Source organism: Brevibacillus dissolubilis (assembly GCF_006170445.1).
GTDB classification, from domain to species: Bacteria; Bacillota; Bacilli; order Brevibacillales; family Brevibacillaceae; genus Brevibacillus_B; species Brevibacillus_B dissolubilis.
The window spans coordinates 180,039-193,799 of the sequence record NZ_VCNA01000004.1 but is presented as its reverse complement, the minus strand read 5'-3'; the positions used below and the strand labels follow the sequence as shown (position 1 = coordinate 193,799).

Below are 13,761 nucleotides of genomic sequence, written 5' to 3'. Positions count from 1 at the left end.
TGGAAACAACCAGTCTTTTTAGAACAACTACCTTTTAGGAGGTTGACGTGCTAAAGAGAATTTCGGAAGTACCCCATTGCAGCTTGCCGCTCGATGTGCCGTCTCCTTCATGGGAGGCGGTTTTCTTTTTGATGAGGGCAAAAAATCAGGACAGGCATAGACTGACAGGCCCCTCCATAACATGTAGGGAGAGGGGGAGGAAACAGATGGTTACGATGGACTCATCGATTGCTTTTTTAATCTATATCACGGCTGTATCGAGTGCCGCTGCCGGTGTGACCGAAGCGATGAAGTCAGCCGTTCCTTTTTTGGCTCATGATTATGTACCCAAGAACGATTCGATCGAAGCCCAGAATCTGGCACTAAAGTTCACACAACTCAAAAAATTCCTGAACCTCGTCATCTCCGTTATCGCAGCCGGAATTCTTTTTGCGATCATCGGCATTGACCCGGCGGCGATCCTGACCCAGAACCAGCAGATCTCCCTGATGAACCAGTGGGGGATGGGCGTCTGGGCGTGGGGACTGGTGGCGGTATTCGGCTCCCCGATGTTTCATTCGCTGCTCAAGATCATTCAGGGCTTCCAAGAAACCATGAGCGACAAGCTCCCCGGCAAACCGACCAAAAAAGTATGATCCCGACCCGGCATGCGCTTGCCCCATCCCGTCTCCTGTTATAAGATAGCGATACCACTAAGGAATTTTCGGTAAAAAGGAGACGTACCTGCGATGTTTCGTGCCAAGAAATCCATCACGCTAAGCATTCTCACTGCATTCACACTCATGGTAAGCGGCTGCGGCCCCACCAATGAAGCCGGACCTGCTGAACAGCCCAACCAACAGCAGGCTGCCAAGTCGGGTGCCTTTGACCCTGAAAACGCCCAAGAATATGGCCTCAAGGGTGCCTACATCGGACAGGGCATCAAGGAAGCAATGGATGCCCTCAAGCCTGATAAATACGAATTCATGGATGCCGTCTCCCGTGCAACCCTAAGCATCGACCAGCTCGCAGCAGGGGAAGGCAGCGTCGCCATGGGCATGCTCATGATCGGCCAATCCCAACTGATCGTAAAAGTAAAAGCAGGCGCCGTCCAAAGCATCATGACCGGCGGCATCTCCCCAGCCGATGCCCCCAACATCACCACAAGCCGAGGTCTGGCGTTGTATGATTCACCCAGCAAGGTAAAAGAACTGTACGGAGAGCCTGCATCCGCAGAAAAAGACTGGGTGTATGAAGGCAGCAAGCAGCGGATGACGCTCAGCGTGCATAACGATCAGGTGATTGGGATGAAGTTTGAGCCTGTCGGGCAGTAGGGTTTTAGTGAAAAAATGTTGTAATGGTGAAGATGATGAGCCTATTTGAACAGGTGTAGAGAAAAAGAACAAAGAGAAAGCTTTTCCTTTTGATCCTACTGACATGGATGGAAGGAAAAGCTTTTTCTTTGTTCTTTTAAATTAATCTGAGCGAGTAACGATGGCTGGTTCGAGCGGAGGCGGCTGGCAGGTTGCAAGCCTCTTTGGACTCCCTTCCCAGCGGAGCAAAAAACAATGGTGATTAGGCTTCTTCGAATCCACCTAGGGCAAACCCCTTCGTACGATTCCGCTTCCTTGAACCCTTTTTGCCCGATTGAACCATTAGTTTTTGTGAAGCGGACAGTCCAATCCCCCTTCGGGAGTCCAAGAAGGCGCGCAACCTGCCAGCCGCCTCCGCTCGCTCCCCCCCCCCCCATACAACTACGAGCGAATCCACTCTAACTGAACATCAAAACGCTTCGCCACACTCTCCACCAATTCCACATGATTCTCATCCACCACATACACCGTCTCATTTTTCCCACGAAGCACCGACAACACATTCAGCTTCATCTGCTCCAATGCACTCACACGTTCATTAGCCGCTCCCGAATTCAGATCCACCCGGCAAAAGGCAACAAGGTGATCATACAGATACAGCCGCCCATTTACACTCTCAAACCCAAAATCGGTCAGGCGGTCCCCCAAAGCTCCTTCGGGCAGTCTCCACAGTTCGAAGCGTTCTCCAAGCGCCTGATATTTTGTAAGTACAGCACTCAATTTTTCCAGTTCTTCTTCACTGTCGACGATAAACAGCTTCTGGTCGCGGTCAGCTACCTTCACCTCATCGCCGATCTTGTGTACCATCTGCGCGTAAAAACCGGGCAGTTTGCCGCTCGGGATCTCCATCTCCAAGCCGTATGCACGTTCTAACATTGTTTCCCCTCCGTTGGCTCTGTTACTATAATAAGGTAATGTAATCTTACCTGATTGGGCACAGATGAGACAAGAAAGGGGAAGTACAGCGTGAACATAAAAGTCAAAGCAGTTCCATTGGGAGAGGGTTTTGAGACCAATGCCTACTGGATCAAAAATGAAGATACAGGGGAATCCCTCGTGATTGACCCGGGATTTCATCCAACCCGTCTGATCCGCATGATCCGCGAAGAAAATGTCGTGGCAATCCTTCTGACCCATGCACATCTCGATCATATCGCAGGCCTTGAAGAGCTGCGCAGAGAGACCAAAGCACCTGTCTATATTCATCCGGACGAACAAGAGTGGCTGTCTGATCCGCGACTCAATGGCTCCGCCCGCTTCGGCATGGCACCGATCATCTGCAAGCCAGCCGAGCATGAGCTGGCTGATGGACAAGAGCTCAACCTCGCCGGACTCAACATTCAAGTCCTGCACACACCGGGGCACTCACCAGGCAGCTGCTCCTTTGTGATTGGCAAGCATTGCTTTGCTGGCGACACGCTCTTTTTCCAATCCGTTGGGCGGACAGACCTGTGGGGCGGTTCTCACAAGACCCTGATCGACAGCATCCAAGACAAGCTGTTTGAACTCGACGATGATACGATCGTCTATCCGGGCCACGGACCAAAAACAACGATTGAAGCAGAAAAAACACATAATCCATTCGTCAGCGGCAGAATGGGCTAATCGTATACATAAAAATTAGCAAAACCGAACAGGCTAAACTTACCAATGCCAACACGAACACCAACACCAACACCTTTTACATACAGGAGGGGTATCAGATGTTTCTTGGTATGACGTGGAGCGCCTGGACGCTTTTGCTGACGATGTTGTGCCTGAGCGGTTCGGCTGTGCTGATCTGGTACTGGGCGCGTAAAGAAGGACAGTTCAGCGATGTGGAAGCTGTCAAATACCGTATGCTTGATGACGATGAGACATAAGGACAGGGGAAGGGGTCGGCCCTTCCTTTCTTATTGCCTAAACGATTTGGATTCTTCATTTGCCTATCCCGTCAAAATAATATATGCTTGACTAATAATGTTTGTGGTGAATAATGGGGATGATAAAATGGCAGACGAACGTAACCAACATATATGTGACCTTGATTGCGCTATGTTTGAGTTAGGCAGATACTTTGTCAACCAATGGCTTTCACAAGAATCGGAGCTAACCAGCAAGCAGTTGATTCTGCTGCGTACCCTTTATGAGAACGGACGCTGTACGGTAACGGATTTGGCGAATGCGCTGCGTCTCTCCTCCAGTGCTACGACGATCGCCCTCAATAAGATGGTCAAAAGCGGCTATATCAACCGAATCCGCGATGAAAATGACCGCCGCGTCGTGTGGGTAGAGCTGTCGGAAGCAGGCTTGGAGGGTGTGCAAAGCGCTATTGAGAAGCGACGGATTGTTCTACAGAAAGCGATGAGAAGCTTGACGTCTGAACAAATTCAGGTTATGGTACAAACATTGCGGCAAATGAATTCCAATTTGGAAAACTTCTAAGTCAGTCTTCGGACTGGCTTTTTTGTTAGACAGACAGGAGAGAAAAAGCAATGAAACACTATCGAACAGGAATGCTTGTCTTCGCGCTGATCTTTTCCTTGGTGCTATGGATCGGTCTGTCCGGTGAATCTTCCCCTGTTTTTTTGCAGCACCAAAGCGAGGAGACACTGGCTGGAGACGAGCAACCCAAGATGTCTGCCGCGACGGCTGTCAACACGAACCCATCGGCGGCTCAGCAGTCTTCAGACGGGGGCGGGGGGAAGGCAGAGGGACTAGCGGATCCACCAGCAGCCGTCCCAGCGGCAACAAATCAACCGACCGAGTCTTCTAAACCAGCCGGGCCAATCAAGCCAGCCCGACTGACGCTGACCACTGTCGGCGATATCATGGTTCACCAGGAGCAGATCGACGCTGCCTACAATCCCAAGACCAAGAGCTATGACTTCACATCATCCTTTGCCCAAGTGATCCCGTTGCTTACGGACAGTGACTTGACCGTCGGCAATCTGGAGACCACACTGGCAGGGCAGGCATCGCGCTACACTGGCTATCCGCAGTTCAACAGCCCAGAATCACTCGCACAGACCCTGACAAAAGCAGGCTTTGATGTCTTGACTACCGCCAACAACCACTCACTCGACCGGAGGGAGGCAGGGGTGCTCAGCACATTGAATCATCTGAAACAGGCAGGGATTTTATCCACAGGGACTTTTTCTACTCCAGATGAACGCAATAAGCCCCTGTTCGTCGAGAAAAACGGCATCAAAATCGCCTTCCTCGCCTATACATACGGAACCAACGGAATCCCGATCCCCAAAGGGAAACCCTATCTCGTCAATCTGATCGACCCCGCGTTGATCAAAAAGGATATCACCGCCGCGCGAAGTCAGGGAGCGGATATCGTCTCGGTCTCGCTCCATTTTGGCAACGAGTATCAGCGGCAGCCAAGCCCGGAACAGCGCAAAATGGCCCGTTTTTGTCTGGAGGCTGGTGCTGATCTGATCTTGGGACATCATCCGCATGTCGTACAGCCATATGAGTGGCAGACGATCCCACAGGCAGACGGAACGACCCGGCGTGGATTAATCATGTACTCCCTGGGGAATTTCATCTCCGGACAGCGGGGGGACTACAAGGACGTCGGAGCGATCCTGCAGGTGACGATCACGAAGCCTTCTGGCGACAAAAAAGCCGTGCTGCAAGATGCCCAAGTGGTCCCAACCTATGTCCACCTCTCACGCCCTGGTGGGAAACGGAGCTACGTGATCTATCCATTGCCGCAGACCCTCGCCGCCCAGACGCAAAAGAAAAGCCTTCCAGCAGACGTCATCCGCAAGATGGATCAGCTCTACCGTGCGATCAGCGTCCACCTGCGTCAACCGGCGACGATTCCTAAGCAAGCCCTTTAACTTTCGATTACGTGAAGCGCAACTCCATAACCTGTTCCCTATGAAGCAGGGCAGGGCAGGGACAGGGGCAGGGGAACTGTTCTCCTATACAAAAAACACGATCCCGTCGCAGGCTTACAAGCTGTCATCAAGGCAGCAAGCCGGACAAGATCGTGTTTTTTTCTTTGGAAGCGTTTGGAAGCGTTTGGGTGCACGGATGAGGAAACCGATTGAGCGCGCCATCTAGAACGGTAGCTCGTACTTCATCGTCAGCGTAAGCTTCGCGTCCCGCAGGCTGATCGATTCCACCCGGATATTGGGGGTAAGAGCAGCGGGGTAGAAGCCGAGGTTGTACTCCTTTTCCAGCTCCTCCATCGAACTGGCCGGCAGTTCAAATCCATCATACTTCAGCTGCTGGATATGAAACTTCAGCTCGGTCGGGGAGACCAGTTCATAGGAGCCGACCAGCTTTAGTGTCATCTGATCATACTGCCCCTCGACTACAAGCTGATCGTTCGTGAATTGGAAGCGGGAGCTTTGGAACAGCTCATTTTTGGAGACGAGGAATTCATTGAACTCGTCTTCCTCAATGGTCAGCGTGTGACGAAACAAGCCTCTGGACTGTAGATTCTCAGGTGTCACCAGCTCGGGCAGCTGCATCATCACCTGTGCCAGCACACCAAAATAATTGCGGAATACCGGTAATCCACGCGTCCGCCAGTCATCGATCAGGTGTGTCATCAGACCTTCGATGGAGGTAGGATCCTTTAGCTTTTGCAGGTTGGCTTCTTTTTCCTTCTGTACGGCGAGCATCTCGGCCAGGCGTTTTTCATAATAAGCACGGGTCGTCTTCACCTGGGACAGACGCTCTTGCTTCTTAGTCTGAAGCTGCTTTGCGGTCTCGCGCTCCTGCTGAAAATCCTCCAGCTTCTTGATATCCTGTTCAAACAGAGCTTGCAGGAAGTAGAGCGAGAAGAGGAAATCGTTAAAATTCTCGGCATCAAACAACAGTGTCAAAATCGAGGTGCGCTCGCCTTTGTAGTAGGCCAATGCGACCTGACCGGCATGCTTGCCCATCGCGTCAATCACGGTCGCTTGACGCTTGAGATCAGCATCCAGAGAGACGATCTCGTCCCCCAGCTTGGCTTCCTCGACCTGAATCAGCTCCAGATTGCGCTCCAGTTCTTTTTGCGTAAAATGCTGCTGCAAAATCACTTGCTCTAAAGAAGGACCCTCCTCCGCTGCGGCATGCAACGGAGCGAGGGCTATTGTCAGTGCAAATATACAGATGAGTAATCTGTGCATATCCCTTCACAACTTTCTGTTTCTTACATCGAGCCCATCATCTGCATCATTTCGGTGTAAGGGATTACTTCTCCTGCTTTTGGAATGCCGATTTCCCACTTCGGTTCAGCATTGATATTGGTTGTTTTTTGGTCCACGGTGATACCGAAGTCGACGGTCATGTCTTCACCCTCAGGCTTTACGGTGACGTCCAGATCGACGAGTGTGTAAGGCAGGTGGTTCGCTTTATCCACAGCGAGGATCATATCCAATTTCTTCAGGTCCATCACGGATTTGAGCTCTGCGGCATCCTTGTCAAAATCTTTGACCAGATCAGCCAGGTTGGTTTTGCCTTCTTTGAGTTCTTCTTCTGTCATGGCATAAGCTTTTTGCAATTCTTTATCAGCCAACATGGCGTCGATGAGTTCAGGTGCTACTTTAGCTGCAAGGGTCTTGAGGAACGGCAGGTAGGTTTCGTTGGTGACATACATCTTCACGATGCGCTCTGCCTCAACGCCTTCTGGGAGCTTGAATTCTTCTTTTTTCAGGTCGATGAAGTAGGTGTCCTCGAGATTTTTGCTGAGGGAATCACTTGCCTTGATGATCAGCTGACGCTGTGCTTTCAACTGGCTGGCCATGTCGATTGGCTCTTCTCCTGTGGATTTAGCCAGTTCTTTGTAGTCGAGCTCGACGAATTTTCCTTGGAGCTGTTGGGTCTCAGCGAGGAACGGAAGCGCTGGAATTTTTACCCACATCTTATCTTGATTCATCACAATCGGCATGTTAAAATTTGTTGTCATGCCTTGCAGATCAATGCTTGCATCCAAAATCATTTCGATTTGAAACGGCTCCAGGGAGACTGTACCACGATATTTCAGCTCGGATTTTTTCAGAGCATCCAAGACCATTTTGGCTTGTGGATCTGCTTCTACATCGGCACCTTTCGCATCGGCCCGCATTTTCAGGGAGCCATCGAAGCTATAGGATTTGATATTGAGCTGCTCCTTGTACGTGTCAAACAGCACTTGTTTGGCCGAGCGCTGGTCACCGCATCCAGCTACGAGCAGTGCCATCAGGGCAAAGATGAGAAACAGGGTGAAGCCAATTTTGTTTTGTCTGTACATATGTTCCTCCTAAATGGAAATAAATGATATCTGCCCATTATAGCGTTATTGCCTGCTTTTGTGTGTGAAAAATAATAAAAACCAGATTAGGTGATCAAGTATGAATCCACTGGAATTGTCTATACAGGCAGAGATTAATCAGAGTGAAAATCACTCGATTTCATTTGTACGCTTCATGGAGCTTGCCCTATACCACCCTCGGCATGGATATTATCGGCAAACCAGACCCAAGGTGGGCAAGGACGGTGATTTCTACACCAGTGCAACCGTTCACCCCGTATTTGCCGAAACACTCGCAGATGCCGTTCTGACGATCTGGAGAGAGCAGGGAATCGAGGAGCCGGTGCTGGTCGAAGCAGGCGGTGGAACCGGGCATCTGATGAAGCACATGCTTACCCACATCCAAAACACGGCACCAGACGTCTATGGACGGATGAAGGTGATGATGATCGAGATCAGCGGCTATCACCAGGAGCTGCAGCGTCAGGCCTTGGCAGAATTCCGATGCCCACAGGTCTGGTATCCGACGATTGAGGCTGCAGCCGAGGCAGAATCCATCGAAGGCGTGATCGTCTCGAACGAATGGTTCGATGCATTCCCCGTCCGGATGCTGGACAAGACTGTAGAAGGCTGGCGCGAGGTAGGCGTTACGTGGCTGGAGCAGGAGGAGCGGTTCGCAGAGGTGCATCTTGATACATTCTCAGGAGCCCGAGAGGAAGTGGATGTACTTGAGAAGCTATTGGTGGAGCTGCCAGCTTCCCTGCCTGTCGGGATGCGGATTGAGGTGAACACAGCCGTAGCCGGGACGATGAAAGCGATTAGCGACCTATTGCACCGCGGCTCTGTCATCACGATTGACTATGGGGACCGCCAAGAGGATCTCTACCATCCAAGCCGCCGCCGTGGTACCCTAATGTGCTATCACCGCCACCAAGCCAGCGACAACCCGTATCAGCTGGTGGGGGAGCAGGATATCACCGCCCATGTGAATTTTTCCGAATTGATCCGTCGGGGGGAAGAGGTAGGATTGAACGATGTCTCGTTCCAGCGCCAAGACCAGTTCCTCATGCAGCACGGCATCCTGCACAAAGCCCAGAGCCACAATGACCGCGATCCGTTCACGTCCCAAGCAATGAAACGCAACCGTGCCATCCAGCAGCTGCTGATGCCAAGCGGTCTGGGCGGGATGTTTAGGGTTTTGGTTCAACGGAAGGGATGACTGGGATATCAAGGCAATGTGGAAATATGTGCTATATAAATAGGAAAAAGTAAGTGGTGTAGAACGAGGAAAAGAGAATAGAACACGAAGAAGGATACAAAAGTGTGCCTGGGTAGGAGGCATTTTTGTATCCTTTTGCTTTATCTTTTGTCTTCCCCATTTCTCACATCATTACCCCAGTCTTTTTCTTTTTTTGACCGTCGATCTCGAAAGCTGGCTGGAGGTGGTTCCTGTGACACGCGGAGAGCCTCTTTGAACCACCATCTCAGCTCCGAGGGAAGGAAGTGGGGTTTACTTCTTCGAGTCTGCTCAGGGGCAAACTTCTCCGTTCGAATCCGCTTCCTCGAACCCTTTTTGACCCGTCCCACACTTCCTTTGCTCGGAGCGGACAGTCCCAACCCCCTTGCGGTGGTTCAACATAGGCGGCTCCGCGTGTCACAGGAACCACCTCCACCACAAAAGCTAAGAGACCTCCCGGTCATAAAAATAAAAAAAGACTGGGGATCAATCCCCAGCCCTTTTTTACATGATAGAAAGAAGAAGTGAATGTTCTCCACCAGCACCAGCCGGCGGCATTCCGTAAAACGTGTAGTAAGTAAAACCTACGAACGAGAAGAACATAAAGCAGAAGAAAATTCGTAGATAGGTTCTCTCGGACAAATTCATGTAGCCAAGCGCCAAGAATGTCGCGGTTAAGCCGAAGAACAAAAGCGCCATTTTCATCAATTCGCCCCAGAAGGCCATCAGCGCGATCATTAATGTCCAGAAGCTGAGAACACGATACATGCGATCCATGCGTTTCCCTCCTTTGGCAAGTATTCCTTATAGAAAGATTTCCTTACCCATTATAATGGACATGTCGAAGCGTGTAAACGGGAAGGTATGACGGTTTTATGACGGGTGAGAGATCGGAGGGATTCGTACAACCCTGTAACTGCAAGCTTGACACCCGGCGTGCATTTTTTCTTCCTCTACTAACTCAATTTCTCCAAAGTACGCTTCAAATATTCCTTCTAACAAGGCATTGTGCATTTTGCAGACGGCATTGGGATACCGTTTGGCTACTTCAGAGAAGGTGCAGTTATACACGCGGAAGCGGTACGTTGATTCGTTGATTTGTTCAATATCAGGTTGGAGTCCCTGAGCGACCACCAGCTGAAAAATGCTGTCCATTAAATCTTCTTGTGTCACCTGCTCCAAATCTATATTGGTCTTTGCCATGGCGCGCTTAGCCGCTTCGACTCCCATTCGTCTACCCATTCGAACAAGTCCTTGTTCACCAGCTTCACCGAGTGATACCAGTGTCTCAATAGCAATATCGGCCAGAAGCTGATAATCACGGGGTGGGAACTGGAGGCTGATCACTTGCTGGGACAGAGAGTACAGACGGCTCGGACGGCCGCCTTTTCCACTTTTGTCGGAAACGGATTGCAACAAATTCACATCCTCCAGTTTGGTCAGGTGGAGGCGTGCAACGTTCGGGTGGATCTTAAAATGTTCTGCTACCTCGTGGACGGTAACCGGATTTCGTTTGTTCGTGACGAATTGATAAATGGAGAATCGAGTGGGGTCGGCCAAGGCACTCGTGAGTTTCTGGGCGTCCTGTTCCATGCCCTCGCCCCTTTCAAAATACATTTTAACTCTTAGTGTAGCCCATTTTGCCGCCGATGTTAAGCGATAACTGACAAATTTGGCACATTAGCAAGAAATGACGAAAGATTTTATATTAAACACTATTGACATAGTATTTAATTTCGGAATAGAATTTACTATATAATTTAAAGTCAAAAGTGATTTTAAAGACTGACATATCACTCTGCTAAAAATGGAGGAATGGATTATGGCAGTAGCATTGCAAAGTCAAAGCCAAAGCGTCTTAACCTTTTACACATATCCAAGCTGCACATCCTGTCGGAAAGCCAAAGCATGGCTGACAGAAAACGGCGTGACATACCGGGAACGTCACCTGTTCAAAAATCCTCCGACGAAAGAAGAATTGCTTGATATCGTTAAGATGACCCAAAACGGTCTGGATGAACTTCTTTCCACACGCAGTCAGAAGTTTAAAGACCTTGATGTAGATATTAACGATATGACTGTTTCTGAACTGCTGGAGATGCTCAGCGATGATCCAGCACTCTTGAAGCGCCCGATCCTCACGAATGGTGAGCATTTGATCGTGGGTTATAATTCTTCTGCTATGAAAGAATTTTTCTTGTAATATAGCCTTTCTTTGAAAGAGACGAGACTCGGTGAGTTTCGTCTCTTTTTCATTTGCTTTTTTGGCTGGTTGGGGGAGGGAGGATGAGCCGGGTTCCCGTGCGCGCCTTCTTTAAACCCCAACGGGGGAAGATTTGACTGTCCGCTGCGGAAAAAGAAAGCACAGGGCGGGTCAAAAATTTCTTCGAAGTGAAGTCAAGCGTAGCGTTTGCCCCTGAGCGGATTCTAAAGAAGCGGGCTGAGCTTTCTTTTTCCTTCGCTGGGTGAGGGGTTTAAAAGAGGCTTGCACGGGAACCCGGCTCATCCTCCCAGCGGGGCCGCAGAACCAAAAAGAAATGCAAAGAGACAAAAAAGAAATATAAAAGTGGTGAAAGCTCTTTCAAAAGTAAGATAAAATAAGGAAAAAAGGATACGGAGAGGATTACCCCATGAATACCATACTGAATCACGTTGAAAATGGGATTGCCACGATTACATTCAACCGGCCAGAAGTACGTAATGCCATCAGTCTTGGGATGGTAGACGAGCTTCATACGGTGCTCGATGAATATAAAAACGATCCGGCGGTCAAAGTCATTGTCTTTACCGGTGCGGGGAATGCCTTCATCTCTGGGGGTGACCTGGAGCAGTTTCTCGCTGTGCGGGGGGAGGAGCAGGCCCATCCGTTATTACATAAAGCAGCCCGTCTATTAACCGAAATCGATCAGTATCCGAAGCCGACCATTGCGATGATCAACGGGGCGGCGATCGGGGGCGGGTGTGAGTTTGCCACGTCCTGCACGTTCCGATACGCGAGTGAGCGTGCCAAAATCGGCTTTGTACAAGTCACGATGCACATCACCACCGGATGGGGCGGGGGCAGTCGGCTGTTGGCCAAACTCTCGGATTCACAGGCGCTGAGCCTGCTTTTGACAGGAGAAAGACTAACAGCAAGCAAGGCATTGGAACTAGGTTTTATCGATCATGTTAGTTCAGAAGATGCGTTGTCAGGGGACGTGTACGAGTTTGCCGGCAAGATAGCCCGTCAGCCGCTAGAGAGTATCGAAGCTTATATGAGACTTGTTCAATGGAAGAAGCAAGGGGTGCCGTATCAGGAGCGGATCGAGCGGGAAGTGCGGCAGTGCGCGCAGATGTGGGGAACGGAGCAGCATGTCGGAGTCGTTAACCAATTTTTAGAAAAAAAGTAAGATGAGAGGTTCTAGATAGATTATCCCTTCCGTTTAAATCATACCTTGTCTGGAGATACTTTTTTCTAGTAAAAGCGATTCTATGAATGCACATAAGAGCATAGGTATAAAGTAAATCGTTTTCATTAGAAAAATTCGGGAGGGACATCATATATGGTAGCCTCAAGACAAGATGCGTGGACGGAAGACGATGATCTGGTGCTGGCCGAAGTCACGCTGCGCCATATCCGCGAAGGAAGCACACAATTAGCTGCATTCGAGGAAGTCGGCCAGCGCCTCGGGCGGACGGCTGCCGCGTGCGGATTTCGCTGGAACAGCACCGTCCGCAAACAGTACGAAGCAGCCATTGCGATTGCAAAAAGTCAGCGACAGCAAATGAAAAAACTGGGTAAGGTGGCTCAGACCGAATTCGCGGATGATGCTGCTTTTGTGGCGGAAGCCGAAGAGACCAAAGCGCCCGCCGCTGTGTATGAAGAAGAGGAGCCAGTCGAGGTCCCGGTGGCAAAAGCGTCGCAGGCCAAAGCATCAATTCCTGCACCTGCACCCGTATCTGCATCCAGCACCGCCTTCGTCGAAACAGATGAGCTGCAGATTGATTCTGTCATCCGTTTCCTGACCGGGCAAAAAGAAATTCTCCGCCGCTTCAAGCAGCTGGAGCGTGATTATGAAGCACAGAGCAAGGAGCTTCGTGCCCTGCGTGAAGAAAACGAGCAGATCAAAAAAGACCTACAAAAAACCCAAGATGTCAGCGAAGATTATAAAGCGCTGGTCCAAATCGTGGACCGTGCCCGCAAAATGGCGTTCCTCAAAGAAGAGGAGAACGACAAAGCCATTTTCAAAATGGACCCCAACGGCAATCTGGAGCGAATCGAATAGCAGACATAAAAAAAAGAAGCGGTGACATGACCGCTTCTTCGTTTTGGTTGGATTGTCCGTGATCCGAGTACCGGACTATTCCTGCATGGTAACGCCTTCCGGCAGCCATACGTACGGGTTCTCCCCACGGTCACGTACCGGATTGTACTTCACCGCGACGAAGCCCATTTTGTTCCAGAACTCGTCAGCGCGGCAGCGGGAGTTGGTCTTGATCGGCAGACCGAAGCTCTTCGCGTGCTCCACCAAGGCTGTACCCATATCTTTACCGCGATACTCAGGCAGAACTTCGAATTTCCACAGCTCGAAGTAATCCTGTGCCGGTTCAAAATAACGGTCATATTTGCCGTCGATTTTATACATGCTCATTCTGGCTACCAGACGACCGTCATCGTAAATCCCGTAAAAAGGGGAGTCGGAATCGTTTTCCACGATGTTGGCTTCGAGATCTTCTTTCATCGAAAGCTCTTCCAAGCCGAACTCACGAAACCTTTGAAACTCTTCCAGCGTCTTGTAGTTGATGCGCAAGCGTTTTACTTCATACATGAATAAAGCCCCCTCTCAATCCGAAAATACCAACTTTATTATACACAAAATACCCTTGAAATTCTCTACCGGATTGGAGCATGTTGGATGTTTTTTTGGCAACGTGTCATTTTTGCAAAGATTTTTTTAATTCCTGCTAGAACA

General features: G+C 50.0%; 16 protein-coding genes. 10 read left to right on the top strand and 6 right to left on the bottom strand.

The features are described from left to right. Positions 1-206: 206 nt before the first annotated feature. Both FGI41_RS10045 and FGI41_RS10040 read left to right on the top strand, forming a co-directional pair. A complete protein-coding gene (locus tag FGI41_RS10045) occupies positions 207-635 on the top strand; it encodes a hypothetical protein (RefSeq protein ID WP_139489989.1) in 429 nt (142 codons plus the stop codon). A 93-nt stretch (positions 636-728) separates the two neighbouring features. Beyond that, on the top strand, positions 729-1,313 hold the full coding sequence (locus FGI41_RS10040) for a hypothetical protein (RefSeq protein ID WP_139489988.1): 585 nt from the start codon (positions 729-731) through the stop codon (positions 1,311-1,313). Positions 1,314-1,733: 420 nt separating this feature from the next. On the opposite strand, the gene FGI41_RS10035 is transcribed toward FGI41_RS10040, so the two are convergent. Continuing rightward, a complete protein-coding gene (locus FGI41_RS10035; RefSeq protein WP_139489987.1) occupies positions 1,734-2,228 on the bottom strand; it encodes a hypothetical protein in 495 nt (164 codons plus the stop codon). 90 nt (positions 2,229-2,318) lie between these two features. Between FGI41_RS10035 and FGI41_RS10030 the strand changes: the two genes are divergently transcribed. From FGI41_RS10030 to FGI41_RS10015, 4 genes are all read left to right on the top strand, one after another. Then, the gene (locus FGI41_RS10030) at positions 2,319-2,957 is read left to right on the top strand and encodes an MBL fold metallo-hydrolase (protein ID WP_139489986.1); all 639 of its coding nucleotides are present in this window, start codon (positions 2,319-2,321) and stop codon (positions 2,955-2,957) included. 98 nt (positions 2,958-3,055) lie between these two features. Continuing rightward, positions 3,056-3,214, top strand: a complete 159-nt coding sequence (locus tag FGI41_RS10025) for a cbb3-type cytochrome oxidase assembly protein (protein ID WP_218015224.1) — start codon at positions 3,056-3,058, stop codon at positions 3,212-3,214. Between the two features lie 127 nt (positions 3,215-3,341). Further along, positions 3,342-3,776, top strand: coding sequence for a MarR family winged helix-turn-helix transcriptional regulator (locus FGI41_RS10020; RefSeq protein WP_139489985.1), 435 nt, complete (start codon positions 3,342-3,344; stop codon positions 3,774-3,776). Positions 3,777-3,826: 50 nt separating this feature from the next. After that, complete coding sequence (locus FGI41_RS10015; RefSeq protein ID WP_255298414.1) at positions 3,827-5,185, top strand: CapA family protein; 1,359 nt, start codon at positions 3,827-3,829, stop codon at positions 5,183-5,185. A 222-nt stretch (positions 5,186-5,407) separates the two neighbouring features. Here the strand turns inward: FGI41_RS10015 and FGI41_RS10010 are convergent, their stop codons facing one another. Together FGI41_RS10010 and FGI41_RS10005 are read right to left on the bottom strand one after the other, a co-directional pair. Beyond that, positions 5,408-6,469, bottom strand: a complete 1,062-nt coding sequence (locus tag FGI41_RS10010) for a coiled-coil domain-containing protein (RefSeq protein ID WP_139489984.1) — start codon at positions 6,467-6,469, stop codon at positions 5,408-5,410. A 23-nt stretch (positions 6,470-6,492) separates the two neighbouring features. Then, entirely contained in the window at positions 6,493-7,572 is a 1,080-nt protein-coding gene (locus FGI41_RS10005) for a hypothetical protein (protein WP_139489983.1), read from the bottom strand. Between the two features lie 100 nt (positions 7,573-7,672). Here FGI41_RS10005 and FGI41_RS10000 point away from each other — a divergent pair, with 100 nt between their 5' ends. After that, positions 7,673-8,791, top strand: coding sequence for a class I SAM-dependent methyltransferase (locus FGI41_RS10000; RefSeq protein WP_139489982.1), 1,119 nt, complete (start codon positions 7,673-7,675; stop codon positions 8,789-8,791). Positions 8,792-9,313: 522 nt separating this feature from the next. On the opposite strand, the gene FGI41_RS09995 is transcribed toward FGI41_RS10000, so the two are convergent. Then, the gene (locus FGI41_RS09995; RefSeq protein WP_139489981.1) at positions 9,314-9,586 is read right to left on the bottom strand and encodes a DUF2626 family protein; all 273 of its coding nucleotides are present in this window, start codon (positions 9,584-9,586) and stop codon (positions 9,314-9,316) included. A 96-nt stretch (positions 9,587-9,682) separates the two neighbouring features. Beyond that, the gene (locus FGI41_RS09990; RefSeq protein ID WP_139489980.1) at positions 9,683-10,402 is read right to left on the bottom strand and encodes a helix-turn-helix transcriptional regulator; all 720 of its coding nucleotides are present in this window, start codon (positions 10,400-10,402) and stop codon (positions 9,683-9,685) included. Positions 10,403-10,631: 229 nt separating this feature from the next. Here FGI41_RS09990 and FGI41_RS09985 point away from each other — a divergent pair, with 229 nt between their 5' ends. The 3 genes from FGI41_RS09985 to FGI41_RS09975 all read left to right on the top strand — a co-directional run bounded on the left by FGI41_RS09985 (position 10,632) and on the right by FGI41_RS09975 (position 13,074). After that, entirely contained in the window at positions 10,632-11,012 is a 381-nt protein-coding gene (locus FGI41_RS09985; protein ID WP_139489979.1) for a Spx/MgsR family RNA polymerase-binding regulatory protein, read from the top strand. Between the two features lie 427 nt (positions 11,013-11,439). Then, positions 11,440-12,198, top strand: coding sequence for an enoyl-CoA hydratase/isomerase family protein (locus tag FGI41_RS09980; RefSeq protein ID WP_139489978.1), 759 nt, complete (start codon positions 11,440-11,442; stop codon positions 12,196-12,198). A gap of 153 nt (positions 12,199-12,351) precedes the next feature. After that, the gene (locus FGI41_RS09975) at positions 12,352-13,074 is read left to right on the top strand and encodes an RsfA family transcriptional regulator (protein ID WP_139489977.1); all 723 of its coding nucleotides are present in this window, start codon (positions 12,352-12,354) and stop codon (positions 13,072-13,074) included. Between the two features lie 75 nt (positions 13,075-13,149). Here the strand turns inward: FGI41_RS09975 and FGI41_RS09970 are convergent, their stop codons facing one another. Then, entirely contained in the window at positions 13,150-13,617 is a 468-nt protein-coding gene (locus FGI41_RS09970; protein ID WP_139489976.1) for an N-acetyltransferase, read from the bottom strand. Positions 13,618-13,761 lie beyond the last annotated feature (144 nt).